The 25,019-nt window shown below is 64.8% G+C and carries 19 protein-coding genes and 1 pseudogene; 9 read left to right on the top strand and 11 right to left on the bottom strand.

Going from position 1 to position 25,019, the window contains the following annotated elements:
• Together CT676_RS29965 and CT676_RS29970 are read left to right on the top strand one after the other, a co-directional pair.
• Positions 1-115, top strand: a pseudogene (locus CT676_RS29965) (IS110 family transposase); the annotation flags it as partial.
• A gap of 118 nt (positions 116-233) precedes the next feature.
• Entirely contained in the window at positions 234-1,814 is a 1,581-nt protein-coding gene (locus tag CT676_RS29970; protein WP_085403927.1) for a fatty acid--CoA ligase, read from the top strand.
• Positions 1,815-1,991: 177 nt separating this feature from the next.
• Here CT676_RS29970 and CT676_RS29975 read toward each other — a convergent pair whose 3' ends face one another.
• Positions 1,992-3,266: an acyl-CoA dehydrogenase family protein gene (locus CT676_RS29975; protein ID WP_085403928.1), complete on the bottom strand. Its 1,275-nt coding sequence runs from the start codon at positions 3,264-3,266 to the stop codon at positions 1,992-1,994.
• Positions 3,267-3,478: 212 nt separating this feature from the next.
• On the opposite strand from CT676_RS29975, the gene CT676_RS29980 reads away from it, so the two are divergent.
• Positions 3,479-4,258, top strand: coding sequence for an enoyl-CoA hydratase-related protein (locus CT676_RS29980; RefSeq protein ID WP_085403929.1), 780 nt, complete (start codon positions 3,479-3,481; stop codon positions 4,256-4,258).
• 186 nt (positions 4,259-4,444) lie between these two features.
• On the opposite strand, the gene CT676_RS29985 is transcribed toward CT676_RS29980, so the two are convergent.
• From CT676_RS29985 to CT676_RS29995, 3 genes are read right to left on the bottom strand one after another with little or no spacing between them, the layout of a single operon-like run.
• Positions 4,445-4,822: a DUF6285 domain-containing protein gene (locus CT676_RS29985; RefSeq protein WP_085403930.1), complete on the bottom strand. Its 378-nt coding sequence runs from the start codon at positions 4,820-4,822 to the stop codon at positions 4,445-4,447.
• Positions 4,823-4,825: 3 nt separating this feature from the next.
• Positions 4,826-5,812: a phosphotransferase family protein gene (locus tag CT676_RS29990; protein WP_085403931.1), complete on the bottom strand. Its 987-nt coding sequence runs from the start codon at positions 5,810-5,812 to the stop codon at positions 4,826-4,828.
• On the bottom strand, positions 5,809-6,597 hold the full coding sequence (locus tag CT676_RS29995) for an enoyl-CoA hydratase/isomerase (protein ID WP_028146899.1): 789 nt from the start codon (positions 6,595-6,597) through the stop codon (positions 5,809-5,811). Before CT676_RS29995 ends, CT676_RS29990 begins: the two co-directional genes overlap by 4 nt.
• A 179-nt stretch (positions 6,598-6,776) precedes the next feature.
• On the opposite strand from CT676_RS29995, the gene CT676_RS30000 reads away from it, so the two are divergent.
• The 4 genes from CT676_RS30000 to CT676_RS30015 all read left to right on the top strand — a co-directional run bounded on the left by CT676_RS30000 (position 6,777) and on the right by CT676_RS30015 (position 10,400).
• Positions 6,777-7,556 (top strand): SDR family oxidoreductase, encoded by a 780-nt coding sequence (locus CT676_RS30000; protein WP_085403932.1) that lies wholly within the window; start codon positions 6,777-6,779, stop codon positions 7,554-7,556.
• 109 nt (positions 7,557-7,665) lie between these two features.
• A complete protein-coding gene (locus CT676_RS30005) occupies positions 7,666-8,046 on the top strand; it encodes a VOC family protein (RefSeq protein WP_028146897.1) in 381 nt (126 codons plus the stop codon).
• Between the two features lie 307 nt (positions 8,047-8,353).
• Positions 8,354-9,631, top strand: a complete 1,278-nt coding sequence (locus CT676_RS30010; RefSeq protein WP_014496881.1) for an acyl-CoA dehydrogenase family protein — start codon at positions 8,354-8,356, stop codon at positions 9,629-9,631.
• A gap of 151 nt (positions 9,632-9,782) precedes the next feature.
• Complete coding sequence (locus CT676_RS30015) at positions 9,783-10,400, top strand: flavin reductase family protein (protein WP_085403933.1); 618 nt, start codon at positions 9,783-9,785, stop codon at positions 10,398-10,400.
• A gap of 173 nt (positions 10,401-10,573) precedes the next feature.
• Here the strand turns inward: CT676_RS30015 and yghU are convergent, their stop codons facing one another.
• Together yghU and CT676_RS30025 are read right to left on the bottom strand one after the other, a co-directional pair.
• The gene (gene yghU / locus CT676_RS30020; protein ID WP_085403934.1) at positions 10,574-11,455 is read right to left on the bottom strand and encodes a glutathione-dependent disulfide-bond oxidoreductase; all 882 of its coding nucleotides are present in this window, start codon (positions 11,453-11,455) and stop codon (positions 10,574-10,576) included.
• Between the two features lie 180 nt (positions 11,456-11,635).
• Positions 11,636-13,294 carry an NAD(P)/FAD-dependent oxidoreductase gene (locus CT676_RS30025; RefSeq protein WP_135215958.1) on the bottom strand — a complete coding sequence of 553 codons (1,659 nt, stop codon included), beginning with the start codon at positions 13,292-13,294 and terminating at the stop codon, positions 11,636-11,638.
• A 255-nt stretch (positions 13,295-13,549) separates the two neighbouring features.
• Between CT676_RS30025 and CT676_RS30030 the strand changes: the two genes are divergently transcribed.
• Together CT676_RS30030 and CT676_RS30035 are read left to right on the top strand one after the other, a co-directional pair.
• Positions 13,550-14,683: a nitronate monooxygenase gene (locus CT676_RS30030; protein WP_085403935.1), complete on the top strand. Its 1,134-nt coding sequence runs from the start codon at positions 13,550-13,552 to the stop codon at positions 14,681-14,683.
• A 184-nt stretch (positions 14,684-14,867) separates the two neighbouring features.
• Entirely contained in the window at positions 14,868-16,379 is a 1,512-nt protein-coding gene (locus CT676_RS30035; protein ID WP_085403972.1) for an acetyl-CoA acetyltransferase, read from the top strand.
• A 106-nt stretch (positions 16,380-16,485) separates the two neighbouring features.
• Here CT676_RS30035 and CT676_RS30040 read toward each other — a convergent pair whose 3' ends face one another.
• The 5 genes from CT676_RS30040 to otnI form a co-directional block, all read right to left on the bottom strand.
• Positions 16,486-17,685, bottom strand: a complete 1,200-nt coding sequence (locus CT676_RS30040; protein WP_085403936.1) for an efflux RND transporter periplasmic adaptor subunit — start codon at positions 17,683-17,685, stop codon at positions 16,486-16,488.
• Positions 17,672-20,851 carry an efflux RND transporter permease subunit gene (locus tag CT676_RS30045; RefSeq protein ID WP_085403937.1) on the bottom strand — a complete coding sequence of 1,060 codons (3,180 nt, stop codon included), beginning with the start codon at positions 20,849-20,851 and terminating at the stop codon, positions 17,672-17,674. The genes CT676_RS30040 and CT676_RS30045 overlap by 14 nt, the downstream gene beginning before the upstream one ends.
• A gap of 245 nt (positions 20,852-21,096) precedes the next feature.
• Entirely contained in the window at positions 21,097-22,788 is a 1,692-nt protein-coding gene (locus CT676_RS30050) for a methyl-accepting chemotaxis protein (RefSeq protein ID WP_063984694.1), read from the bottom strand.
• A 170-nt stretch (positions 22,789-22,958) separates the two neighbouring features.
• Positions 22,959-24,236 carry a 3-oxo-tetronate kinase gene (otnK, locus tag CT676_RS30055; RefSeq protein ID WP_135215959.1) on the bottom strand — a complete coding sequence of 426 codons (1,278 nt, stop codon included), beginning with the start codon at positions 24,234-24,236 and terminating at the stop codon, positions 22,959-22,961.
• A complete protein-coding gene (otnI, locus tag CT676_RS30060) occupies positions 24,233-25,015 on the bottom strand; it encodes a 2-oxo-tetronate isomerase (protein ID WP_085403939.1) in 783 nt (260 codons plus the stop codon). Before otnI ends, otnK begins: the two co-directional genes overlap by 4 nt.
• Positions 25,016-25,019: the final 4 nt, after the last annotated feature.

Consider the following 25,019-nt stretch of genomic DNA (forward strand, 5'->3'; position numbering starts at 1 on the left):
ACAGGCCGGCAAACCAGCCAAACTCGCCCTCATTGCCGTCGCCAGGAAGCTGCTGACGGTCCTCAACGCCATGATGCGCGACAGGAAGCCCTACCTGAACGTCAAGCCGACATAACAGTTGCCGGATCGGCGCTTCGCTTGTCCGGGACGACAGCGGGGCCTCTCCCATCTTGTCTTCACCCGCGGATGACGCCACACTCCCAGACATAAAAACAAGACGCCACGGGAGAGACATGTCCACCACACAGCCATTGGCGAATCTCGCCGACATGGTGCGCGAGCGCGCGACCAGCCGCGGCAACGCGACCGCCTACGAGTTCGAGGGCCGCCTCACCAGCTTTGCCGGGTTTGACGTCAAGACCAACAAGGTCGCCAACGCGTTGATCGCGATGGGTGTCAGACGCGGCGACCGCATCGCCTATCTCGGCAAGAACAGCGATCTCTATTTCGAGCTGCTGATGGGCGCGATGAAGGCCGGTGTGGTGATGGCGCCGGTGAACTGGCGGCTTGCCGGGCCCGAGATCGCGTTCATCGTCGCGGATTGCAAGGCGCCGGTGCTGTTCGTCGGGCCGGAGTTCATCGCGCAGGTCCGCCAGATCAAGGACCAGCTGCCTGGCGTGCGCACCGTCATCACCACTGAAGGCGGCGCGCCGGAATGGCAGGATTTTACGGCCTGGCGCGATGCGCAAAGCGGCGACGACCCGAAGGTGCCGATCGACACGAAGGACATCGCGATCCAGCTCTACACGTCGGGCACGACAGGCAAGCCGAAAGGCGCGATGCTGTCGCATGCGAACTTCCTCAACCTCGTACAAACAGGCAATGCCGAGGACAAGCCGGAGTGGAACCGGTGGTCGACCGACGACGTGTCGCTGGTGGCGATGCCGATCTTCCACATCGGCGGCTCCGGCTGGGGCGTGATGGGACTCTATCACGGCGCCCGCGGCGTGATCGCGCGCGAGTTCGATCCGACCAAGGTGCTGGATTTCTTCGAGCAGTCGGGCATCACCAAGCTGTTCATGGTGCCGGCGGCGATGCAGTTCGTGGTACGGCAGCCGCGCGCGAAGACGGTCGATTTCTCGCGCCTGAAATACATGCTGTATGGCGCCTCGCCCATTCCGGCGGCGCTGCTGAAGGAATGCATCGAGATCTTCAAATGCGGCTTCGTGCAGATGTACGGCATGACCGAGACGACAGGCACCATCGTCGCGCTGCCGCCGGAGGACCACGTCGAGGGCCTCGAGCGGATGCGCTCGGCCGGCAAGGCGCTGCCGGGCGTCGAGATCGCGATTCTGGATGCGGACGGCAAACCGCTGCCGCCGCGCGAGGTCGGCGAGATCGCGACGCGCTCGGGCTCCAACATGGCCGGCTATTGGAATTTACCGGAGGCGACCGCCTCGACCCTGCGCGGCGATGGCTGGCTGCGCACGGGCGACGCCGGCTACATGGACGAGGACGGCTATCTCTACATCCACGACCGCATCAAGGACATGATCATCTCCGGCGGCGAGAACATCTACCCGGCCGAGGTCGAGAGCGCGCTGTGCGATCATCCTGACGTCGCCGAGGCCGCCGTGATCGGCGTGCCCGACGACAAATGGGGCGAAGCCGTGAAGGCCGTCGTGGTGATGAAGCCCGGCAAGCAGGCGACCGCCACCGACATCATCAACTTCACCCGCGAACGTATCGCTGGATTCAAGACACCGAAGAGCGTGGAGTTCTTGCCGGCGCTGCCGCGGAATCCGTCAGGCAAGATCTTGCGGCGGCAGCTGAGGGAGCCGTATTGGGTAGGGAAGGACCGACGGGTGAATTAGCCCCGCTCTATCCGCGTCGTCGTCCCGGGGCGCGCGCAGCGCGAGCCCGGGACCCATAACCACAGGGTGGAGTTTGGCGAAGACACGGAGTTGCCGTCTCGCCTCAAACTACTCCCTGGGGTTATGGGTCCTCCCCGCATTCGCGGGGACGACTCGGGGAGAGATCGCAGCGTCTCTCTAATGCTTCCCCGGCCCCATATACCCGAACAAGAACCCCGCCACCTTCCGCATCTGGATCTCCTCACTCCCCTCCGTGATGCGATAGCGGCGGTGGTGGCGGTAGATGTGCTCGAACGGCTTGTGGCGTGAATAGCCCATGCCGCCGTGGACCTGCATGGCACGGTCGGCGGATTCGCAGCAGAGGCGGTTTGCCCAGTAGTTGCACATGGAGACGCGGTCGGAGAGCGTGCGCTCGATCTGCTCCTCATTGAGCTGGTCCATCTCCCAGGCTGTCTTGCGGATCAACAGGCGCAGCATCTCGGCTTGGGTCGCGAGCTCGACCAGCGGAAACTGGATCGCCTGGTTCTCGGCGAGCGCCTTGCCGAACGGCTTTCGCTCGCGCGCGTACTTCACACTCTCGTTGATGCAGTAGACGGCGGCGCCGAGCGAGCTTGCCGCCTGGCGGATGCGGTTCTGGTGGACAAAGCACTGCGCCAGCGACAGGCCGCGGCCGACTTCGCCGAACAGCGCATCCTCAGGCACGAACACGTCCGTAAAGCTGACGCGCGGATGGTCGGTCGGCATGTTGAAGGTCCACATGTACTCCTCGACCTTCACGCCATGGCTCTTGGCCGGCACCAGGAAGCAGGTGATGCCGCGGGCATCGCCGTCATTGCCCGAGGTGCGCGCGAACAGCGCGCAATGCGTGGCGACGTGCATGCCGGTCGTCCACATCTTCTCGCCGTTGATGATCCAGCCCTTGACGTTGTCGCGGGTCGCGGGCACCGCGCGCGTCTCCATGTGCGTCGCGTCCGAGCCGTGATGCGGCTCCGTCAATCCAAAGGTGATGCGGTACTTGCCCCTGATCGAGCCGTCGATCATCGCCTTCTGGTCGTCGCGGCCATAGCGATCGAGCATGGTGACAACGGGAAAATTGCCGACGATGGAGTGCTCGTTCTGAAGATCGTTGTGCAGGCCGAGACCCTTGGCGGCAAAGTGCTCGCGGATCACAGCCATCCAGAGGTTGGAGCCGTCCTTGCCGCCATATTGCTTCGGCACCGGAAAGCGCAGATGGCCGGCGGCGTCCGCGAGATCCTTGGCCTTGCGCAGCAGCGCTTCCCACTCATGGCGCGGCAGGCCGCCATTGTCGAAATCGGTGCGCGCCCATTCGCGGCGATGGTCGAAGAAGCGGATGTTGTCGTCGGCCTGTTCGAGCGGCTTGATCTCGCGTTCGATGAATCGATCGAGCTCTCCGAGATAGGCGACGAGATCGGCAGGCAATGAGAAATCCACGGCTCTCTCCCGGAGTAGTTTTGTCGTTTTGCGTTAAGGCGCTAACCGCGCTTTTGCTTCGCGCGATTAAGGTGAGAAGTGCGCGCGCAAGTCAAGCAAGGCAAGGCGTGTGACGGGCGCAAGGCGCGCCCGCGCAATTCGATGGTGTCGCGGCGCTGGCACGCGCTAGTATGACGCCAATATTCCTTCACGAGAAAATGCGGGAGCGCGCGATGGATCTGAAATTCTCAAAGGTGGAACGCAAGGGGCCGATCACGATCGTTACGCTGTCGCGGCCCGAGGTCTACAACGCGCTGCACACCGACGCGCATTTCGAGCTCCAGAAGGTGTTTGACGATTTCTCAGCCGATCCCGAGCAGTGGGTCGCGATCGTCACCGGCGCCGGCGACAAGGCGTTCTGCGCCGGCAACGATTTGAAGTGGCAGGCGGCGGGCGGAAAGCGCGGCTGGGACAAGGGCGGCTTTGCCGGCCTTACCTCGCGCTTCGATTGCGACAAGCCGATCATCGCCGCGGTCAACGGCGTCGCCATGGGCGGCGGCTTCGAGATCGCGCTCGCCTGCGACCTGATCATCGCCTCGGAGAATGCGACCTTCGCCCTGCCCGAGCCGCGCGTCGGCCTTGCCGCACTCGCCGGCGGCCTGCACCGGCTGCCGCGCCAGATCGGGCTCAAGCGTGCCATGGGCATGATCCTCACTGCGCGCCATGTCAGCGCCAAGGAGGGCCATGAGCTCGGCTTCGTCAACGAGGTGGTGCCGCAGGGTGAGGCCCTGTCGGGCGCGCTGCGCTGGGCGGAGATGATCACCAAGAACTCGCCGATGTCGATCCGGGCGTCGAAGCAGACCATCCAGAAGGGCCTCGCCGTCTCGCTGGAGCAGGCGATCGAGGAGCAGCGGGAATATCCAGCGGTGAAGGCGATGGTGGCCTCGCAGGATTATATCGAGGGCCCGAAGGCATTCTCGGAGAAGCGGCCGCCGAAATGGGTGGGGAAGTAGAGCGCCGCTCTCCTCGTCACGACGACGGATGCCCCAACACCACAGGTGTCATGCCCCGGCTTGACCGGGGCATCCAGTACGCCGCGGCTTCAACGCATCTCATTGCCGTCTCTGGAATACTGGATCGCCCCCCCTGTGCGCAATTGCGCACTAGGCGGGCGATGACAGCGGAGAATATGGCACCGTCTACCCGCCTCGCCCCAGCTCCCGCTTGTATGAGGCATAGTTCGGCTGGTCGACCGCTAGCTTATCCATTGTGGTCTGCCAGAGATGCTCGGCGAGCCCCGGCGTTGCCAGATCAATCTCACCCTTGGCGATGCGATCGGCGAGCGCGCGGTTGAGATCGGCCACCGGGCCGTCCATGCCGAGCAGCGCGCGCAGCCGCTCCACCTCCTTCGCGTCGCTCCTCTCCTCCTGCGTCAGCTGCCGCGTCACGAGGTCGAGGATGTTGATGGCGACGCGCAGCTTGAAGGCCTGATGGCCGGAGATCAGCGGCGTGATGTCGTTGCCGAGGAAATCGGCGACCGCCTTGGTCAGCTCGGTCGGTGTCGGTTCGTCCTGCATGTGTCAGCTCCCGCGCGGCGCCAGCAGCCGCAACAGATCGATCTCGGTCTCGCTGGCGCGGCGGCCGATCATGGCGCGTTCCATCGAATGATCCGGCCCCTCGCGGAACCGCTGCATCATGCCGCCGCACATGATGCCCCAGCGCAGCGTGCCCATCACTTCCCAGAATTTGACGCGCGCAGGATCGCATTTGCGGCCCGCGGCCTCATAGCCGGCGAACAATTCCTCGCGTGTGCCAAAACCGCCCACCGGCTTGTCGATCTCACCAAAGCGCCAGGAGTTGACGCAGACCCAGCCGAGATCCTCCATGGGATCGCCGAGATGGGCGAGCTCCCAGTCGAGCACGGCGCGGACGCCGTCGGCGCCGATGATGAGATTGCCGTTGCGGAAATCGCCGTGCACCAGCGTGGTCTCGGCCGAGGGGCCGGGATCATGGTCGCGCAGCCAGCGCAGCGCCAGCTCGAACACGGGCTTTGGCCAGTTCAGGCTGCGATAGTCGCGCTCGAACTCGCCGATCTCCTGGGTCGCGGACCGGCTGCGCAGCTCGGGCAGCTTGTCCTGTGGCAGTTTGTGCAGGCCGGCGAGCACGCCGCCGATCTGCCGCGCGAGACGCGGCCGCGCCGCCGCGTACTCATCATCGCGAAGAATCTTACGGGCGATGGTCTCGCCCTCGACCCGCTGCATGATGAAGCCGGTGCCGAGATTTTCGTCGGGCGTCAACACATGCATCACGCGCGGCGACGGCACGCCCGCCTCATAGGCAAGCTGCATCAACTGGGCTTCGGCGGCGAGACCTGCCGCGCGCGTCGGCGCGGCGCCATAGCCCTTCGGCGAGCGGCGCAGGATCGCGCCGATCGGCCCATCGGGATGCTCGATGTCGAAGCGCCAGGTTTCCTGGCTGGCGCCGCCGGACAGTTTTGCCGCGCCGGTGACGCCAGTCGCCCCTTCGCACCAGCGCGCGACGCTGCGGGAGAGCTCGGCCTCGATCATTTGCCTTTGAACTGCGCCGGGCGCTTCTCCAGGAACGCGCCAACGCCTTCACGGAAATCGTCCGTGTCGCCGGCACGCAGCTGGCACTGGAATTCGAGATTGAGCTGATCCTCGAACGAATTTTCGGGGCTGTCCCAGTAGAGCTTGCGGATCAGCGACAGCGCGACCGTCGGGCCGCTGGCGAGATCGCGCGCGAGCTTCATCGCCTCCTCCATCAGCACGCCGTCGTCATAGACGCGGTTGACGAGGCCCCATTCCAGCGCCTTCTCGGCCGGCAGGCGCTCGCCCATCAGCGACAATTCGACCGAACGCGCCCGGCCGATCAGGCGCGGCAGCAGCCAGGTCGAGCCGCAATCCGGCACCAGGCCGATGCGGCGGAAGGCTTGAAGAAAGTAAGAGGACCGCGCGCACAAAATCATGTCGCCGAGCAGCGCGAAGCTCATGCCGGCGCCGGCGGCCGGGCCGTTGACGGCAGTGACGATCGGGCAATGCAGATTGCGGATGCGGCGCAGGAAGGGATGAAAGCCGGTCTCGAGCGTCAGGCCGGCCTTGGTCTTCTTCGACTGGTTGTTGCGCCCTTGCAGATTCGCGCCGGTGCAGAACGCCCGCCCCGCGCCAGTCAGCACCACGCAGCGCACCTCGCCCTTCTTCTCCTCGATCGCGTCGAGGGCATCGGAGAGGCCGCCCAGCATGTCCATGGAGACCGCGTTCATCACCTCCTGATGGTCGAGCCGGAGGATCGCGACCGAGCCATCGAAATCGAGCGTGACGTGTTTGAACTGCATGGTTTCCTCGTCAGTTGGTACTAGCGATGTTTCGCAGACCGGAATTAGTTTTGCCGGGGCGCATATTTGATTTTTGTCGCGGCCTTGTCCATGGTGGTCCGAACATACCTTGTCGTCGTATCGCACAATCTTGCGCGCACAGGCTGGCGCGCGCCCGTGCCAAAAACAGGAAACGCGCCATGAACCTTTTCGACCTCAGCGGCCGCGTCGCCGTGATCACCGGCGGAAATGGCGGTATCGGGCTCGGCATCGCGCAGGCGCTCGCCGGCCAGGGCTGCAACGTCTTGATCTGGGGCCGCAATCCTGACAAGAACAAGGCTGCTGCCGCGAGCATGACGGGCCTCTCCGGCAAGGTCGACACCCGCGTCTGCGACGTCACCGATCCGGCTTCGGTCAATGCCGCGATGAAGGCGACGCTCGACATTTTCGGCCGGGTCGACGGCTGCTTTGCCAATGCCGGTATCGGCGGCGGCGGCCGGCGCTCCTTCATCGAGCGCACCGAGGAAGAGTGGCGCACGATGTTTGCGACCAATCTGGACGGCGTGTTCCACGCTTTCCAGGCCGCCGCAAAACACATGACCGAGCGCGCCAATGCCGGCGATCCCTTCGGCCGGCTGGTCGCGACATCGAGCCTCGCCTCGATCTTCGGCACTGCGCGCAATGAGCACTATGCCGCGACCAAGGCCGCGATCAACGCGCTGGTGCGCGCGCTCGGCGTCGAGCTGGCGCGTCACGGCGTCACCGCGAACGCGATCCTGCCCGGCTGGATCAAGAGCGACATGACCGCGGGCATCATGGCCAACGAGAAGTTCGTCGCCAATGTGATGCCGCGCATTCCGATGCGGCGCTTCGGCGAGGCCAGCGATTTCGGCGGCATCGCGGTGTATCTGATGAGCAAGGCGTCGTCGTATCACACCGCGGATACGTTCGTGATCGACGGCGGCTATACGGCGTTTTGAATCTCGTAGCCCGGATGGAGCGAAGCGTAATCCGGGATTTTCAAAAACAAGCAAGACCCGGATTTCGCTGCGCTCCATCCGGGCTACAAACTCTGAGGGGAATGGGCAAATGTTCTCACACATCATGATCGGCACCAACGACCTGGACAAGGCCAAGGCGTTCTACGACCAGCTGCTCGGCACGCTCGAGGTGCGCCCGGCCAGGGTCGACGGCCATCGCATCTTCTACATCACCAAGACCGGCGTGTTCTCGGTGACGAAGCCGATCAACGGCGAGGCCGCCACGTGTGCGAATGGCAGCACCATCGGCTTTGCCGCCAACTCGCCTGAGCAGGTCGACAAGTGGCACGCCACCGGCGTCGCCGCCGGCGGAACGCCGATCGAGAATCCACCCGGCATCCGCGAGGGCGCAGGGAACAAGCTCTACATCGCTTATTTGCGCGACCTCGACGGCAACAAGATCTGCGCGATGCATCGGCTGCCGAACTGATTGCTCCAGGACGGTGTCATTCCCCGCCTTGTGCGCAATTGCGCACTGGAGCGGGGAATCCAGTACGCCGCGGCTTCTCCGTAAATCGCTGACGTCACGGAGTACTGGATCGCCCGGTCAAGCCGGGCGATGACAACAGTGAGTGCGGCCCGCACCTGCCTCCTCACGCCGTTCAAACAACATTTCAAACACTCTCGCGATATTCCATCGCATGGCATGGGTCGCCTGAAAAAATGCGCGCTCGCGCTTTGGCCGCGCTGCGACTATTCTGCGGCCCAACGCGATCTCAGTGACCCCGGGAGGAACAATGACAAAGCACGCCTACATACCCCGCACCACCAACTACACCCTCAATCCCGGCGACGAGCTCAACGATCTTCGCATGTCGGACCAGGTCCGGCCGCTCTACGATCACGTCAGGAAATTCATCCGCGACACCGTCGAGCCTATGTCGATCGAATTCGCCAAGGCCGGCGAAGGCAAGCAGGATCGCTGGAGCTTTACGCCGAAACAGCTCGAGGTGCTCGAGGTCGCCAAGAACAAGGCCAAGAAGGAAGGCCTCTGGAATTTCTTCCTGCCCGACGACGAGACCGGTCAGGGCCTGAAGAATCTCGACTACGCCTATATCGCCTCCGAGCTCGGCAAGAGCCCGCTGGCCTCCGAGACGATGAACTGCTCGGCGCCGGACACCGGCAACATGGAAGTGCTGGAGCGCGTCGGCACCAAGGAGCAGAAGGAGAAGTGGCTGAAGCCGCTGATGAACGGCGAGATCCGTTCGGCCTATGTCATGACCGAGCCGAACGTCGCCTCCTCCGACGCCAAGAACATTTCGACGACCGCAAAGCTCGTCGGCGACGAATGGGTCATCAACGGCGAGAAATATTACATCTCCGGCGTCGGCGATCCCCGCTGCAAGATCCTCATCGTGATGGTGAAGACCAATCCGGATGCGGCGCCGAGCAAGCAGCAGTCGCAGATCCTGGTGCCGCGCGACACGCCCGGCGTCGAGGTGCTCGGGCCCATGTACGTGTTCGGCCAGGACCACGCCCCGCGCGGCCACATGCACATGCGCTTCAACAACGTCCGCGTGCCCAAGGAGAACATGCTGCTCGGCGAAGGCCGCGGCTTCGAGATCTCGCAGCTCCGCCTCGGCCCGGGCCGCATCCATCACTGCATGCGCACCATCGGCAAGGCCGAGAAGGCGCTGGATCTGATGGTTCAGCGTGGCCTCACCCGCGAGGCCTTCGGCAAGAAGATCGCCCATCTCGGCGGCAACATGCAGATCATCGCGCAGGCGCGCTGCGAGATCGAGGCGATGCGGCTGATGGTGCTGAAGGCCGCCAAGGCGATGGACGTGCTCGGCAACAAGGAGGCCCGCGTCTGGGTGTCCATGGTCAAGGCCATGGTGCCGGAGCGCGCCTGCAAGATCATCGACCAGTCGATCCAGATGCACGGCGCCACCGGCATCTCGCACTGGACCCCGCTCGCGGAGATGTACCAGGACGTCCGCCATCTGCGCTTCGCCGACGGTCCGGACGAGGTGCACTGGATGGTGGTGGGACGCCACGAGTTGAGCATGGCGTAAAAGTCTCTGGCCTCTCCCCGCTCGGGAAGAGCCGTAGGGTGGGCAAAGGCGCGCTCTTCGCGCGCCGTGCCCACCATCGCGGCTTCGCAAGAAGTGGTGGGCACGCTTCGCTTTGCCCACCCTACGAGAGTTTCACTCCTACGGAGCCACCATGGAATACGCCGCCAGCGACCTGACGCCACGCGAGCGCTACAAGGTGCTGACGTCCTTCATCCTGCCACGGCCGATCGCGTGGGTGACCTCGGTCGGGCCGACCGGCGTCGTCAACGCCGCGCCGTTCAGCTTCTTCAACGCCTTCTGCGAAGATCCGCCGCTGTGCATGTTCGCGGCGAACCGGAAGCCCAACGGCCAGGACAAGGACACGTTTCTCAACATCCAGCGCACCGGCGAGTTCGTGGTCAACCTCGCCGACGAGCCGCTGGCGAAGGCCATGCACGAGAGCAGCGGAGATTTTCCCCCTGAAGTGGGCGAGCCTGACTATCTCGGGCTGAAGCTCGCACCGTCGGCGAAGATCGCCGTGCCGCGGCTCGCCGACACGCCCTGGGCGATGGAGTGCAAGCTCTGGAAGATGATCGACGTCAACGACGATCGCCGGCTGATCATGGGCGAAGGCATCCACTTCCATATCCGCGACGAGCTCTGGGACGACAAGGCGATGCGGGTGCACATGGACCGCTATCACCCGATCGGCCGCATGTTCGCCGACCGCTACTGCCGCACGGATGATCGCGTGGTGTTTCCGGCCGCGGAGGGGGCGAAGAGGAAGTAGGCCGCGCCATCGCGCTCCCTCGCCCCGTTCTTACGGGGAGAGGGCTGGGGTGAGGGGCTGCTTCCGAGAAAACAGTGTGAGTTGGACTCGCGGAGAGTCCCCCTCACCCGAATTCGATCTTCGATCGAATTCGACCTCTCCCCGCAAGCGGGGCGAGGTGAAGCGAGCACCGTTTACGTCGCCGCCGGCTCGCCGATCTTGTCCTGCGTCTTGGTGTCGAAATCGCCGGCGTCGTGCCGCTCGTGGAGCTGGCTGGCGGGATCGCCGGAGACGCGGTTGACCATGCGGCCGCGCTTGACGGCCGGGCGCTTGGCGATCTGATCGGTCCAGCGCTGCACGTGCTTGTAGTCCTGCACCGACAGGAATTCGCCGGCGCCATAGACCAGCCCCTTGGCGAGCGCGCCATACCAGGGCCACACCGCGATGTCGGCGATGGTGTACTCATTGCCCGCGAGGTACTCGTTGTCGGCGAGGCGCCGGTCGAGCACGTCGAGCTGGCGCTTGACCTCCATCGCAAAACGGTCGATGGCGTATTCGATCTTGGTCGGCGCGTAGGCGTAGAAGTGACCAAAACCGCCGCCGAGATATGGCGCGCTGCCCATCTGCCAGAACAGCCAGGACATCGCTTCGGTGCGACTCTTGATATCCTTCGGCAGGAAGGCGCCGAACTTCTCGGCGAGGTAGACCAGGATCGAGCCGGATTCGAACACCCGGATCGGCTCGGGACCGGAGCGGTCCACTAGCGCGGGAATTTTCGAGTTCGGGTTGATGTCGACAAAGCCGCTGCCGAACTGGTCGCCATTGCCGATCCTGATCAGCCAGGCGTCGTATTCGGCGCCCTTGTGGCCGAGCGCCAGCAGTTCCTCCAGCATCACCGTGACCTTCACGCCGTTCGGCGTCGCCAGCGAATAGAGCTGGAAGGGATGCTTGCCGACCGGCAGCTCCTTGTCGTGGGTCGCGCCGGCAATGGGGCGGTTGATGCTGGCGAACTGCCCGCCGTTCTCCTTGTTCCAGATCCAGACTTTGGGCGGTACGTAGGCGGGGGCGTCGGTCATGCGGGGGCTCCGGCGAAAAGATGCGCCTGCATTAATTAGCCCGCGAATGGCCGATGGCAAGGGCGCAGAAATGCATTGCCGGGCGGGGCAACTCTACGTTTCGTCATGGCAGGCCACTTCCCCGCCGTCGTTCCGGGCCCGCCGCTCTACGGCGCCCCGGAATGACGATCGGAGCGAGGCTCAGGACGCGGCCGCAGTCAGCCCCTGCTCGGCCCTCTCCAGCAAAAACCCCTCATATCCCTTCGCCGCGACCTCGTCGCAGATCCGGCGGTAGACGCCGACGCCGCCGATATAGGGCATGAAGATGCGCGGCTTGCCTGGAATGTTGGCGCCCATGTACCAGGAATTGGCCTGCGGATAGAGCGTGCCGTGGGCGACCTCGTTGACATGGGCGACCCACTTGTCCTCGGCCTCCCCGCTTGCCTCCATGGTGGCAACACCCTGCCTGCGCATGTGAACGAGGCAATCGGCGATCCAGTCGACATGCTGCTCGATCGAGACGATCATGTTCGAGAGCACCGACGGGCTGCCGGGGCCGGTGATGATGAAGAGGTTCGGAAAGCCCGCGCTCATCAGCCCGAGATAGGTCTTCGGGCCTTCCGCCCACTTCTCGTTCAGCGTCCGTCCGCCCGGGCCACTGATGTCGATCTTCGCGACCGAGCCAGTCATGGCATCGAACCCCGTCGCCATCACCAGCGCATCGACCTCGTGGTCCTTGCCTGCGACACGCACGGCATTCGCGGTGACCTCCTCGATTGGATTGGTCTTGATGTCGACCAGCGAGACGTTCGGCCGGTTGAAGGTCGCGAAATAATCCGTATCGATGCAGATGCGCTTGGTGCCGATCGGATGGCTGTTCGGCTGCAACAGCTTCGCGGTTTCGGGGTCCTTCACGATCTCGGCGATCTTGCCGCGCACGAAGTTCGCCGCGGTATCGTTCGCCGATCGCTCGAGGCCGAGATTGTTGTAGACATACATGAAGGTGAGCCCGCCGCGCTCCCAGCGCGCCGAATATTTGCCATTCCTGGTCTCATCGCTGTCGTCGAGTGCGCCGCGATCGGGTTGCTCGGCGAAAATGCCGTTGCGTGCGATTTCGCGGGCGAAGCGGCGGATCTCCGGATAGGTTTTGCGGACGTTGTTGCGCTCTTCGTCGGTCAGCGCGGCGTTGCGCGCGGGAATCGAAAAATTCGCCGTGCGCTGAAACACGGTGAGATGTCTTGCTTGTTCGGCGATGACGGGCGTCGATTGGATGCCAGACGATCCCGTCCCGATCAAGCCGACGCGCAAGCCCGTGAAGTCGACGTCTTCATGCGGCCAACTGCCAGTGTGGTAGACCGGTCCCTTGAAGCTCTCGAGGCCCTTGATGTCGGGCTTGCGCGCGTTCGAGAGGCAGCCGGTCGCGAGCACGATGAACTGCGCCTCAACCGTCTTGCCGTCGGACGTCGTCACCGACCAGCACTTCGCCCGCGCGTCGAACGCCGCGCGCTCGACGCGGGTGTCGAACTGGATGTCGCGGCGAAGATCAAAACGGTCGGCAACGTGGTTGGCGTAGTTCAGGATCTCCGGCTGCGGCGCGTAGCGCTCGCTCCAGTCCCATTCCTGCTGAAGCTCTTCCGAGAACGAGTAGGAATACTGCATGCTCTCGACATCGCAGCGCGCGCCGGGATAGCGATTCCAGTACCAGGTGCCGCCGACGCCACCGCCCTGCTCATAGACGCGCGCCGAGAAGCCAAGACCGCGCAGGCGGTGCAGCATGTACATGCCGGCAAAGCCCGCGCCGACGACGACCACGTCGTAGGCCTTCACGGTTCGGGCCGGACTCGCTTGCGCTTGCGACATCGGTTGGCGCTCCCTCGCTGTTTTCTCTTTGTTTGCGCCAGCATTCTCACAGACCCACAAAAGCGCAAGAGGCAAATCGGCGGGCTCCGGTCTGTTTATTTTGTGCAGCGGAATGGCTCATCCGCCGCGTGGCGTCTGCACGCAAGATGCGCGGCCAAATCCGGATTGGCATCGCTAGCGACGATGGGCTAGCGTCGAAGCGCCTTCGCTCAAGCAAAGCAACAACAGCAACGCGACGGCTGCCGGGAGAGAGCCATGAAATCGCCGATCTGCGACATGCTGGGCATCGAGTTCCCACTGCTCGCCTTCAGCCATTGCCGCGACGTCGTTGCCGCCGTCAGCCGTGCCGGCGGCTTCGGCGTGTTGGGTGCCACCGTGCACACGCCCGACACGCTCGAGCGCGAGCTGAAATGGATTGACGAGCATGTCGACGGCAAGCCCTACGGCATCGACGTGCTGATCCCCGAGAATATCTCGACCGCAGGCGAGAAGGACGTCACCTGGAAGAGCCTGGAGGCGCGCGTGCCGCAGGAGCACCGCGCCTACACGCGCGACCTCCTGAAGAAATACGACATCGAGTTGACGACAAGTGATGTGGCCGACAACCAGCCGCAACCGTTCGACGCGAAGACCGCACTTCAGCTGCTCGAGGTCTCCTTCAACCATCCGATCCGATTGATCGCCAACGCGCTGGGCGTGCCGCCGAAGGCGATGATCGAGATGGGCAGGAAGCACGGCGTGCCGGTTGCCGCCCTCGTCGGCGCCAAGGAGCATGCGTTGCGCCAGGTCGCCGCCGGCGTCGACATTCTCGTGGTGCAGGGCACCGAGGCCGGCGGCCATTGCGGCGAGGTCTCCACCCTGGTGCTGGTGCCGGAGGTGATCAAGGCGATCAAGAATATCCGCGACGTGCCGGTGCTCGCGGCCGGCGGCATCATGACGGGACGGCAGATGGCCGCCTGCATGGCGATGGGCGCGGCCGGCGCCTGGACCGGCTCGGTGTGGCTCGCCACCGTCGAGGCCGAGACCACGGCGATCTTCCGCGAGAAGATGATCACGGCGTCCTCGCGCGACGCGATCCGTTCGAAGGGGCGCACCGGCAAGCCAGCACGCCAGCTCCGCTCGGTCTGGACCGATGCCTGGGACCGCGCGCCGGAAAGCCCGGGCGCGCTGCCGATGCCGCTGCAAAGCGTCATCAGCCGCGACGCCTTCAACGCGATCGATCGCGCGGCGGCGAGCGGCAACGCAAAAGCGCGCGACCTCGTCAGCTATTTCGTCGGCCAGGGCGTCGGCCTGATCGACAGCGTGAAGTCGGCGGGCGCGGTGGTGCAGGAGTTCAAGGAAGAGTTTGCCGAGGCCGTCGAGCACATGAATGCGCTGGTGGCGGAGTAATTGCCTGTGGCCGGAATAGAGTCCGTGGCTCATCCTTCGAGGCTCGCCAAGCGCCGCAAGCGTCGCTCGGCTCGCACCTCAGGATGACGCTTCATCCGTAGCCGTCACCCTGAGGTGGCCGCTTCTTCAGCGGCCCTCGAAGGGCGACGGCGTGCCGAAGACCCAGAAAGTGAACCAAGAAGAAATGACCAAGACCTCTATCCCGGAAGACCTCATCCCCGTCATCGTCGGCATCGGCGAGATCGTCGACCGACCCAAGGAGATCACCGACGGCCTCGAGCCGCTCGATCTGCTCGAACAGGCGCTACGGCGGGCCGAACAGGACGCCGGCGCAAAACTGCTTGGCGAGGTGCAGTCGCTCGACGTCGTCAACTTCCTGAGCTGGCGCTATCGCGATCCGGAAAAGCTTTTGGCGCAGCGGCTCGGCATTGCGCCGGCGCATTGCTATTACGGCCCCGTCGGCGGCGAGAGCCCGATCCGCTACATCCACGAGGCGGCAAAACGCATTGCGCGCGGCGAATGCACGGTGGCGGCTGTCTGCGGCGCGGAGGCGCAGTCGACCGCGACCAAGGCGGAGCGCGCCGGGGTCAAGCTACCCTGGACGCCGTTCGCCCACGACGTCGAGGAGCCCAAGCGTGGGGCGGCATTCCAGAAGCCGCTGGCGGTGAAGCTCGGCGTGTTCCGTCCCGTCACGGTTTATCCATTCTATGAGTCCGCCTCCTCCGCCCATTGGGGCCAGACGCCGCGTGAAGCCATGGCAGAGTCCGGCACGCTGTGGTCGCGCTACTCCGAGGCCGCCGCCGAAAATCCCAACGCCTGGCTGAAGCGGCGCTATGCGCCGGACGAGATCACGACGCCGACGGCGGACAACCGGCTGATCGCCTGGCCCTACAACAAGCTCATGGTCGCCAACCCCAGCGTCAACATGGGCGGCGCGCTGCTGCTCACCAACCTCGCCAAGGCGCGCGCGGCCGGCATCGCCGAGGACAAGCTGGTCTACCCGCTTGGCGGCGCCTCGGCCGAAGAGCCGCGCGATTACCTCCTGCGCGATCAGTTCCATGAAAGCCATCCGCAGAATGCGGTGCTGAAGGCGGCGATGGATCTCGCCGGCGGCGACGGCAAGAAATTCGACGCGATCGAGCTCTATAGCTGCTTCCCCTGCGTGCCCAAGATGGCGCGGCGGACGCTGGGCCTCGGGGCCGACGTGCAGCCGACCGTGACCGGTGGCCTCACCTTCTTCGGCGCGCCGCTCAACACCTACATGACGCACGCGGCCTGCGCGATGCTGCGGCGTGTGCGCGATGGTGCCAAGCTCGGGCTGCTCTACGGCCAGGGCGGCTTCGTCACCAAGCACCACGCATTGGTGGTGTCGAAGACGCCGCGTGAGGCGCTGGCGCAGGAGACGAGCGTGCAGGCAGAGGCCGACCGCAACAAGCGCGCGGTGCCCGAGTTCGTCACGGAGGTCTCAGGCAGGGGCAAGGTCGAGAGTTTCACGGTGCTCTATGGCCGCGGCGGCGAGGTCGAACACGGCGTGGTGATGCTGCGGACGGAAGATGATCGACGTACGCTGGGGCGCATCGCGGCCAGCGATACGGCGACTCTGGCGCACTTGCTGAACATGGATCGCACGCCGGTGGGTTCGCTCGGCGAGATCGCGATGGCCGCGGATGACGTGCCGGAGTGGCGGGTGACGTAGCTTTCGTAGAGTGGGCAAAGGCGCTCTTGCGCCGTGCCCACCATTCTTCTTCCAATCACGTGAAGACGGTGGGCACGCTTCGCTTTGCCCACCCTACGAGATCAACCTAGCCCTTCGGCGCCTGCTTCTCCGACGCCGTCGCCGGCTTGCCCTTGGCACCGCCGGCGACGCGAACCTGGTCGCCGTCGGAAAGGCCATCCGGCGGGGCAGTGATGACGCGGTCGTCGGGTGCGATGCCCGAGGCGAGTTCAATCTCCTTGCCGAGATCGCGTGCGATGGTCACGGTCTTGAACTGCACCTTGTCGTCGGGACCGACGGTCGCAACACGCAGACCGCTGCCGTTGAAGATCAGGGCACTGGCGGGAATGCTCAGCGGCGCGGTGTCGCGCTGAAGGTTGAGCTTCACGCTGGCATAGCCGCCGGGCATCAACTCGCCGTTGGAATTGTCGAGCCGAAGCTGCATGCGGGTGGTTCCTGAGGCGACGTCGACGGCCTGCGAAGACGCCTCGACCGTCGCCTGGAATGTCCGGTTCGGGTATTCCGGCATGACCATGGTGGCCTTGGCGCCGATCTTGATCGCAGGCACGTAGTTCTGGGGAACGTTGACGTAAACGCGCAGCTTGGTGATGTCGGAGACCACGAACATCGCCGGGCCGGAGCCGCCGCCGGCATTGATCAACGCGCCGACGTCGGTATCGCGCGCCGTGACCACGCCATCGAACGGCACCGTGATCTTCTTGTAGCCGGCCAGCGCTTCAAGCCGTTCGACATTTGCCTGGCCTGAGTGGACGGCCGCGTTCTTATTGGAGAGATCGGCGGTGCGCTCGTCGATCTCCTGCGCGGAGACGAAGTTGGAGGCGACCAGCGTCTTGCGCCGGTTGAGCGTTGCTTCCGAGAGCCTGGCACTGGCCTGCTGGCTGGCGAGGTCGGCGCGGGCCTGAAGCAGTTGCTGGTCGAGGTCGGGCGCCTCGATCTCGGCGATCACCTGCCCCGCCTTGACGCGCGCGCCCATGTCGACGCTCCAGCTCTTCAGATAGCCGGAGACGCGTGCGAAGATAGGCGCGCGGTAATAAGCTTCGAGCCGACCCGGCAGGTCGATGGTGCCGTTGAGGGATTTTGCGTTCGGCAGGGTCACCGCAACGCTGGGAACGGCCTGATCGTCGGTCCATTCCTTCAGTTTGGAGCCCTGCTCCTCGCGGGCACGAATGCCGGTACCCACGACGAGGCCTGCCGCAATCAGCGCCACCACGCCGAAGATGCCCAGTTTCCGGTGCGACACCGGGGAGCGGGGTTCAGTGGGCGACATGCGGAGTCTCCAATGGGGCGGCGGCTTTGGCGCCTTGTTTCTTGTGTACCATACTGAACACCACGGGAACAAACATCAGCGTGGCGAAAGTTGCAAAGATCAGGCCGCCGATCACGGCGCGGCCAAGCGGCGCATTCTGCTCGCCGCCCTCCCCGAGCCCCAGGGCCATCGGCGCCATGCCGATGATCATGGCGAGCGCGGTCATCAGCACCGGGCGGAACCGGACGAACCCGGCCTCGAGTGCAGCGGCGATGGGGTCACCGAGCTCCTCGTAGCGCTCGCGGGCGAAGGAGATCACCAGCACGCTGTTGGCGGTGGCAACGCCCATGCACATGATCGCGCCGGTGAGCGCCGGCACCGACAGCGTCGTCTCGGTCATGAACAGCATCCAGACGATACCGGCGAGCGCGGCCGGCAGCGCCGTGATGATCACGAACGGATCGGACCAGGACTGGAAGTTCACGACGATCAGGAAGTAGATCAGCACGACGGCACCGAGCAGGCCGAACAGCAATCCGGTGAAGGCGCTGTTCATGGTCTGCACCTGGCCGAGCAGCACCACGGAGGAGCCCTTCGGCACGTCCTTGGCGGTGTCGGCGATCACCTGGCGGATGTCGGCGGCGACCGCGCCGAGATCGCGGCCCGAGGTCGTGGCAAAGATCTGCACCAGCGACTGGATGTCGTATTGCGACACCACCGCGCTCGAGGTCGAGCGCTTGATGTCGGCGATGCCGCCGAGGATCGGCGATTGGGAATTGCCGGTGGCCGTGATCGGCAGCGTCTGGAGCGCGCTGAGCGAGTCGATCTGGTATTGCGGCGTCTGCATCACGATCGAGTAGGACACGCCGTTGTCCGGATTGAGGTAGTAGGTCGGCGCCACCTGCGAGGAGCCGGCGAGATTGACCACGAGGCTGTTGGTGACGTCGCGCTCGGTCAGGCCGACATATTGCGCGCGGGTGCGGTCGACATCGATGTTGAAGGTTGGGTTGTTCGGCGACTGCTGGATGCGCGCATCGGCAACGCCCGGGATCTTGCGAACCCTCGCCAGCAAATTGTTGGCGTAGGCAAAGTTGGCGCCGATATTGGCACCACGGATTTGCAGGTCGATCGGCGCCGGCGCGCCGAAGTTCAGGATCTGGCTGACGATGTCGGCCGGCAGGAATGCGAAGCTGACGCCGGGGAACAGGCGCGGCAGCTGCTCGCGCAGCACGCGCACGTGCTCTTCCGTCGGCTTGTGGCCCTCTTTCAGCTTGATCTGGATGTCGCCGTCCTGCGGGCCGATCACGCCCGTGTTGTTGTAGGTCATGTTGATGCCGGAGATCGGCATGCCGATGTTGTCGGTCAGCGTCTCGATTTCGCCGGGGATCAGCTTGCGGATCGCCTTCTGGACGTCGGCGAGCTGGTTGGCCGTCTCCTCCACGCGGGTGCCGACCTGGGTGCGGACATGCATCAGGATATTGCCGGCATCGACCGCCGGGAAGAAGTTGCGCCCGAGGAACGGCACCAGCGCGAAGGACGCGCCGACCACGCAGAGGAAGCCGATCACGAACACCGCGCGGTGCACCAGCGCCAGTCCCAGCAGATTATGGTAGCCGCCGCGGATGCGCTCGAACCGCTTCTCGAAACCGCGCTGGAACCACACCAGCGGATTGCGCGACTTCGGCGGCGCGCCCTCGTGATGGACGTGCGCCTGCAGCAAATAGTTCGCCATGGTCGGCACCAGCGTGCGCGACAGGATGAACGACCAGATCATCGCGAACATCACGGCTTCGGCCATGGGCACGAACAGGAAGCGGGCGACGCCGGAGAGGAAGAACATCGGCACGAACACGATGCAGATACATAGCAGCGAGACGAAGGCCGGCGTCACGATCTGATTGGCGCCGTCGAGGATCGACTGCTCGACCGGCTTGCCCTGCTCCAGATGGTAGTTGATGTTCTCGATGGTCACGGTGGCATCGTCGACGAGGATGCCGACCGCGAGCGCAAGGCCGCCGAGCGTCATGATGTTGAGCGTCTCGCCGATCGCCGACAGCATGATGATGGCGCCGAGCACCGAGAGCGGGATCGAGACCGCGATGATGACCGTGGAGCGCCAGCTGCCGAGGAACAGCAGGATCATGACGCTGGTCAGCAGCGCCGCGATCACGCCTTCGATCGCGACGCCTTGAATCGCACCGCGGACGAACACCGACTGGTCGCCGATGAAGCCGATCTTCAGCGCGTCCGGCAGCTGGTCCTTGACGTCGATAACCTTCTGCTTGATGCCGGCGATGATATCGAGCGTCGAGGTCGCGCCCGCCTTCAGCACCATCATCAGCACCGAGCGGTTGCCGTCGACGTGGACGATGTTGGTCTGCGGCGGATTGCCGTCACGCACGGTCGCGACGTCGCGCACATAGACCATCGCGCCGTTGACGGTCCTGATCGGCAGATTGCCGAGCTCGTCGATCTTCAGCGGCGAGTTGTTGAGCTGGATGTTGTATTCGAACTGGCCGATCTTCTGGGTGCCGACCGGCGTGATCAGGTTTTGGGCTGCGAGCGCGTTGGCGACGTCCTGGCCCGACAGGCCACGGGCCTGGAGCGCGGTAGGATCGAGGTCGATCTGGATTTGGCGCTGCTTGCCACCGAACGGATACGGGATCGCCGCGCCGGGCACCGTGACCAGCGGGGTGCGCAGATTATTGATGCCGATATCGGCGAGGTTCTGCTCGGTCAGGCCATCGCCCGACAGCGCCACCTGGATGATCGGCACGGTCGAGGCGGAGTAGTTCAGGATCAGGGGCGGCGTTGCGCCCGGCGGCATCTGCTTCAGCAGCGTCTGCGAGATCGCGGTGACCTGCGCGTTGGCGGTGCGGATGTCGACGTTCGGCTGGAAGAAGATCTTGATGATGCCAAAGCCGTTATAGGAGTTAGCTGTAATATGCTCGATGTCGTTGACGGTCGTCGTCAGCGCGCGCTGGAACGGCGTGGTGATGCGGCCGGACATCTGGTCCGGCGGCAGGCCGGTGTACTGCCAGACCACGCCGATCACGGGGATGCGGATGTCCGGGAAGATGTCGGTCGGCGTCCGCAGGGCCGCGAGCGGCCCGATGATCAGGAGCAGAAGCGCGAGCACGACAAACGTGTAGGGTCGGCTCAGGGCAATACGGACCAGAGCAATCATTGGTCAGGCAATTCCAAATCGGGGACAGGGAACACGCCCCACGGGTTCCTAGGGCTGATTTACCCGAACACCGTGGAAATGGCCAACGACAGCGCCGCCCCGTCCGGTCACTTCCCTGCTATCGCACTGCGAAATCGCATTCCAGATATGCAGCCTGCGGCCGGAAGATTACGAAAGCGGCTCACCCCCACGTAAAAAAGCGGCGCCCGCAGGCGCCGCCTTCAGAACTGCGAGCGTGTCCCGGCTTAGGCCGCGCGGACGTTGGTCAGGAACTTGCTGACCTCGGTCTTGAGGCGGCTCGAGTCGTTGGACAGCATCTGCGCTGCCGACAGCACCTGCGAGGAGGCCGTGCCGGTCTCGGTCGCGCCGCGCTGCACGTCGGTGATGTTGGAGGAGACCTGCTGGGTGCCCTGCGCCGCCTGCTGCACGTTGCGGGCGATCTCCTGGGTCGCTGCGCCCTGCTCTTCCACCGCAGCCGCAATCGCCGAGGAGATTTCGGAGAGACGCTCGATGGTCGAGGAGATCTCCTTGATGGCGCCGACCGAGTCGTTGGTCGCCGCCTGGATGCCGGAGATCTGCTGGCCGATCTCGCCGGTCGCCTTGGCGGTCTGCTCGGCGAGCGCCTTCACCTCGGAGGCGACCACCGCGAAGCCGCGGCCGGCTTCACCGGCACGCGCCGCCTCGATGGTGGCGTTCAGCGCCAAGAGGTTGGTCTGGCCCGCGATGGTGTTGATCAGCTCGACGACGTCGCCGATGCGAGAAGCCGCCTTGGACAGCTCGCTGACGCGCTCGGTGGTGGCACGGGCCTGGCCGACGGCGTCGCCCGCCATCCGCGCTGATTCCTGCACCTGACGGCTGATCTCGCCGACCGACGAGGCCATCTCCTCGGTGGCCGAGGCCACCGACTGCACGTTGGTCGAGGCTTCCTCCGAGGCCGCGGCGACCGTAGTCGCCATCCGCTGGGAGCGGTCGGCAGTCGAAGTCAGCGTCGAGGCGGAGGCCTCGAGCTGGGTCGAGGCCGACGACACGGTCTGGACGATCTCGCCGATCATCGTTTCGAAATCGCGGGTGATGCCGTCGACGCGGCGGCCGCGCTCGATCTTGGCTTCGGCATCGGCGGCGGCGGCCTCGTCGGCGGCTTTCTTGGCGATCAAGGCTTCCTTGAAGATCTGGAGCACGTCGGCCATGGCGCCGATCTCGGTCTTCTCGCCGCGATGCGGGACTTCGGCGGAGAGGTCGCCCTTGCCGAGCGCCTGCATCGGTTGGATGATCGAGTTGATGCCGGCGGAGACGTCCTGGACCAGGTAGAAGCTGACGCCGATGCCGATGATCACGGCGGCGCCGAGGATGATCGAGACCAGCATGAAGGCATAGAAATAGCTGTCGGCGGCATCCTGGGCAGCCTGGTCGCCGCCCTTGGTGTTGAGATCGATGTCCTTCATCAGGACCTCATCCGACGCAAGGCCGATCTTGTTGACCGTCTTGGTGTTCAGCTCCTGGGCGTCATGCGGGACCTTGCCGGCCTCCTTGCGCGACAGCGCCATGACGTCTTCGGTGCCCTTCTTGTAATCGTCCCAGAGCTTGGCCCATTCGTTGTACAGCCGGCGCTCCTCGGGTGAGGTGATCATCGGCTCGTAGGCCTTGCGGGACTTGGCGAGCGCCTCGATGACGGTGCCGGCCGTCTTTTCGTTGGCGAGCTTCTCCTCGAGGGTCTCGGACAGCATGTGCTGGCGAACGACGTTGCGGTAGGTGATGACGCTAGCGCGGAGTTCGCCGAGCACCCGGACGCTGGGCAGCCAGCTCGTGGTGATGTCGGTGGTGTTGGCGTTCATCGACCGCATCTTCGTGACGGCGAGCAGGCCCATGCCGGTCATCGCGACCAGCAGGAACGCCACGACACTGATGATCTTGGCGCGAATGGAAATGGTGGCGAACATAATCGGGTCTCGTTGTGCTGGCGCGGGCGCGCGTCCGGGAGGTCTTAACAATCAACCAAAAGGAGCGACGCCGACATCAGACAACAGAGCGACTGAGCAGATGTTAACTACGACTCCGTTCGAGTACGGAGCCTGAAAGAAATGAACAGGCAGCTAAGAACGCCCTGCGCTCAGCGCATGAGCCCAAGCGCGTCCGCGAAGAATTCCGGCCCGCCGAAATTTCCGGACTTCAGCGCGAGCAACATATCGCCTGCTTCAGCGCCGACGGCGCGCAGCACCGGGACGCCCGCAGCGATCTCAGCGCCGACCAGAAAGCCGGGAATCCCGAGGCGATCGACGACGGCGCCGGAGGTCTCGCCGCCAGCCACGACCAGCCGCCGGACGCCTGATTTGACTAGGTTTTCCGCAATGTCGGCCATCGCCTGCTCGATGGCGTGACCGGCTGCATCGCGGCCGTGGCGCGCCTGCAAGGCGGCGACCTGATCCGGTGTCGCGCTCGACGCGATCAGGACCGGACCGTCGGCTAAACGCGGCTTGGCCCAGGCGATCGCGCGCTGCACTTCGTCCGCTCCCGTAAGAATACGGTCCTGATCGAGATGGAGCACCGCCATGACGCGTTCGGCATTGGCGATCTGCTGAAGCGTCGCCTGCGAGCAGCTTCCGGCGAGGCAGGCCGCCGGTCCGCCGACGGCGGCGTCCGCCCCGCCGCTGCCAGCGGCCGACTTGACCTTGCCCGTCGAGACCAGAGCCCGCGCCAGTCCGAGGCCGATGCCGGAGGCGCCGACCGACAGCTGATGCTGGGCAGCGACGAGGCCGATGGTCTCGAGGTCGCGGTCGAACACGGCATCGATGATCGCGGCACCGGTGCCCTTGCCTGACAATTCGGCAAGCCGAGCCCGCACGGCCTCCGCGCCGCGGGTGACGGTCGCGAGGTCGACGAGACCCACCTGCGTCTTGCTCTGGCGTGCCAGCACGCGCACCAGGTTGGAATCGCGCATCGGGTTGAGCGGATGGTCCTTGAGCGGACTCTCGTTCAGCGGCACGGCGCCGACGAACAGATTGCCCTGATAGACCGTGCGACCGGTCTCCGGGAAGGCCGGCGTCACCAGCACGACGGCCTCGCCGCTATCGGCGCGCAGCGCGTCCATCACCGGGCCGATATTGCCCGCATCGGTGGAATCGAAGGTCGAGCAGATCTTGAACAGCACATGGCGCGCCCCGCGGTCACGCAGCCATTTCTCCGCCGCACGCGAACGCGACACGGCAAGGCCTGCCTCGATCGAGCGGCTCTTCAGCGACACCACGACGGCGTCGACCTCGGGCAGCGTGAGATCGTCCGCGGGCACGCCGATGGTCTGCACGGTACGCAGGCCCGCGCGCGTCAACGTGTTGGCGAGATCGGAGGCGCCGGTATAGTCGTCGGCGACGCAACCCAGTGCGAGCGTCACGGCTTCACTCCCGCATAAGGCTTGAACCAGGCGAGGCCATCGGTGGTCTTGCCGCGCGGATTGTATTCGCAGCCGACGAAGCCGGTATAGCCGAGCCGGTCGAGCTCGGTGAACAGGAACGGATAATTCAGCTCCTCGCCGTCGGGCTCGTTGCGCGAGGGGACACTGGCGATCTGGATATGCCCGATGATCGGCATCATCTCGCGCAGGCGCATCGTGACGTCGCCGTGGATGATCTGGCAGTGATAGATGTCGAACTGGAGCTTCAGGTTCGCCAGTCTCAGCTCCTGGATCAGGTCGCGCGCGAAGCCGAAATCGTTGAGGAAGTAGCCGGGCACATTGCGCGCATTGATCGGCTCGAGCACGATGTCGATGCCGTGCGGAGCAAAGAACTCCGCAGCCCACGCCACCGACTTGTAGAACGCCTCGATCGCGACGCGCTCGCCGCGGTTGGCAATGCCGGCCATCAAGTGCAGCCGCTTGACACCGGTCGCCTTGGCGTAAGGCAACGCGGTCTCCAGGCTCGCCTTGAGATCGGAGAATCGCGCCGGCAGCGCCGCAAAGCCCTTCTCGCCGGCGTTCCAGTCGCCCGGCGGCAGGTTGAACAGCGCCTGCGTCAAACCGTTGCGCTTGAGCCGCTCGCCGACCACCTCGGCCGGATGCTCGTAGGGAAAGAGGAATTCGACCGCGGTGAAGCCCGCTTGCGCAGCGGCGTCGAAACGGTCGAGGAACGGCACCTCGGTGAACATCATCGAGAGGTTGGCGGCGAAACGGGGCATCGGA

Origin of the sequence: Bradyrhizobium sp. MOS001 (genome assembly GCF_004634465.1) — a bacterium.
GTDB lineage: Bacteria > Pseudomonadota > Alphaproteobacteria > Rhizobiales > Xanthobacteraceae > Bradyrhizobium > Bradyrhizobium barranii.

What these genes read in the sequence shown, in the direction of transcription:
- CT676_RS29985 (WP_085403930.1), bottom strand. Translation starts at nt 4,822, where the DNA reads ATGCAGGACGAACCGACACCGACCGAGCTGACCAAGGCGGTCGCCGAT.
- otnI (WP_085403939.1), bottom strand. Translation starts at nt 25,015, where the DNA reads ATGCCCCGTTTCGCCGCCAACCTCTCGATGATGTTCACCGAGGTGCCG.
- CT676_RS30035 (WP_085403972.1), top strand. Translation starts at nt 14,868, where the DNA reads ATGACCAAGACCTCTATCCCGGAAGACCTCATCCCCGTCATCGTCGGC.
- CT676_RS30010 (WP_014496881.1), top strand. Translation starts at nt 8,354, where the DNA reads ATGACAAAGCACGCCTACATACCCCGCACCACCAACTACACCCTCAAT.
- CT676_RS30050 (WP_063984694.1), bottom strand. Translation starts at nt 22,788, where the DNA reads ATGTTCGCCACCATTTCCATTCGCGCCAAGATCATCAGTGTCGTGGCG.
- CT676_RS29970 (WP_085403927.1), top strand. Translation starts at nt 234, where the DNA reads ATGTCCACCACACAGCCATTGGCGAATCTCGCCGACATGGTGCGCGAG.
- CT676_RS29990 (WP_085403931.1), bottom strand. Translation starts at nt 5,812, where the DNA reads ATGATCGAGGCCGAGCTCTCCCGCAGCGTCGCGCGCTGGTGCGAAGGG.
- CT676_RS30040 (WP_085403936.1), bottom strand. Translation starts at nt 17,685, where the DNA reads ATGTCGCCCACTGAACCCCGCTCCCCGGTGTCGCACCGGAAACTGGGC.
- CT676_RS29995 (WP_028146899.1), bottom strand. Translation starts at nt 6,597, where the DNA reads ATGCAGTTCAAACACGTCACGCTCGATTTCGATGGCTCGGTCGCGATC.
- CT676_RS30030 (WP_085403935.1), top strand. Translation starts at nt 13,550, where the DNA reads ATGAAATCGCCGATCTGCGACATGCTGGGCATCGAGTTCCCACTGCTC.
- CT676_RS30045 (WP_085403937.1), bottom strand. Translation starts at nt 20,851, where the DNA reads ATGATTGCTCTGGTCCGTATTGCCCTGAGCCGACCCTACACGTTTGTC.
- CT676_RS30025 (WP_135215958.1), bottom strand. Translation starts at nt 13,294, where the DNA reads ATGTCGCAAGCGCAAGCGAGTCCGGCCCGAACCGTGAAGGCCTACGAC.
- yghU (WP_085403934.1), bottom strand. Translation starts at nt 11,455, where the DNA reads ATGACCGACGCCCCCGCCTACGTACCGCCCAAAGTCTGGATCTGGAAC.
- CT676_RS29980 (WP_085403929.1), top strand. Translation starts at nt 3,479, where the DNA reads ATGGATCTGAAATTCTCAAAGGTGGAACGCAAGGGGCCGATCACGATC.
- CT676_RS30015 (WP_085403933.1), top strand. Translation starts at nt 9,783, where the DNA reads ATGGAATACGCCGCCAGCGACCTGACGCCACGCGAGCGCTACAAGGTG.
- CT676_RS30005 (WP_028146897.1), top strand. Translation starts at nt 7,666, where the DNA reads ATGTTCTCACACATCATGATCGGCACCAACGACCTGGACAAGGCCAAG.
- CT676_RS30000 (WP_085403932.1), top strand. Translation starts at nt 6,777, where the DNA reads ATGAACCTTTTCGACCTCAGCGGCCGCGTCGCCGTGATCACCGGCGGA.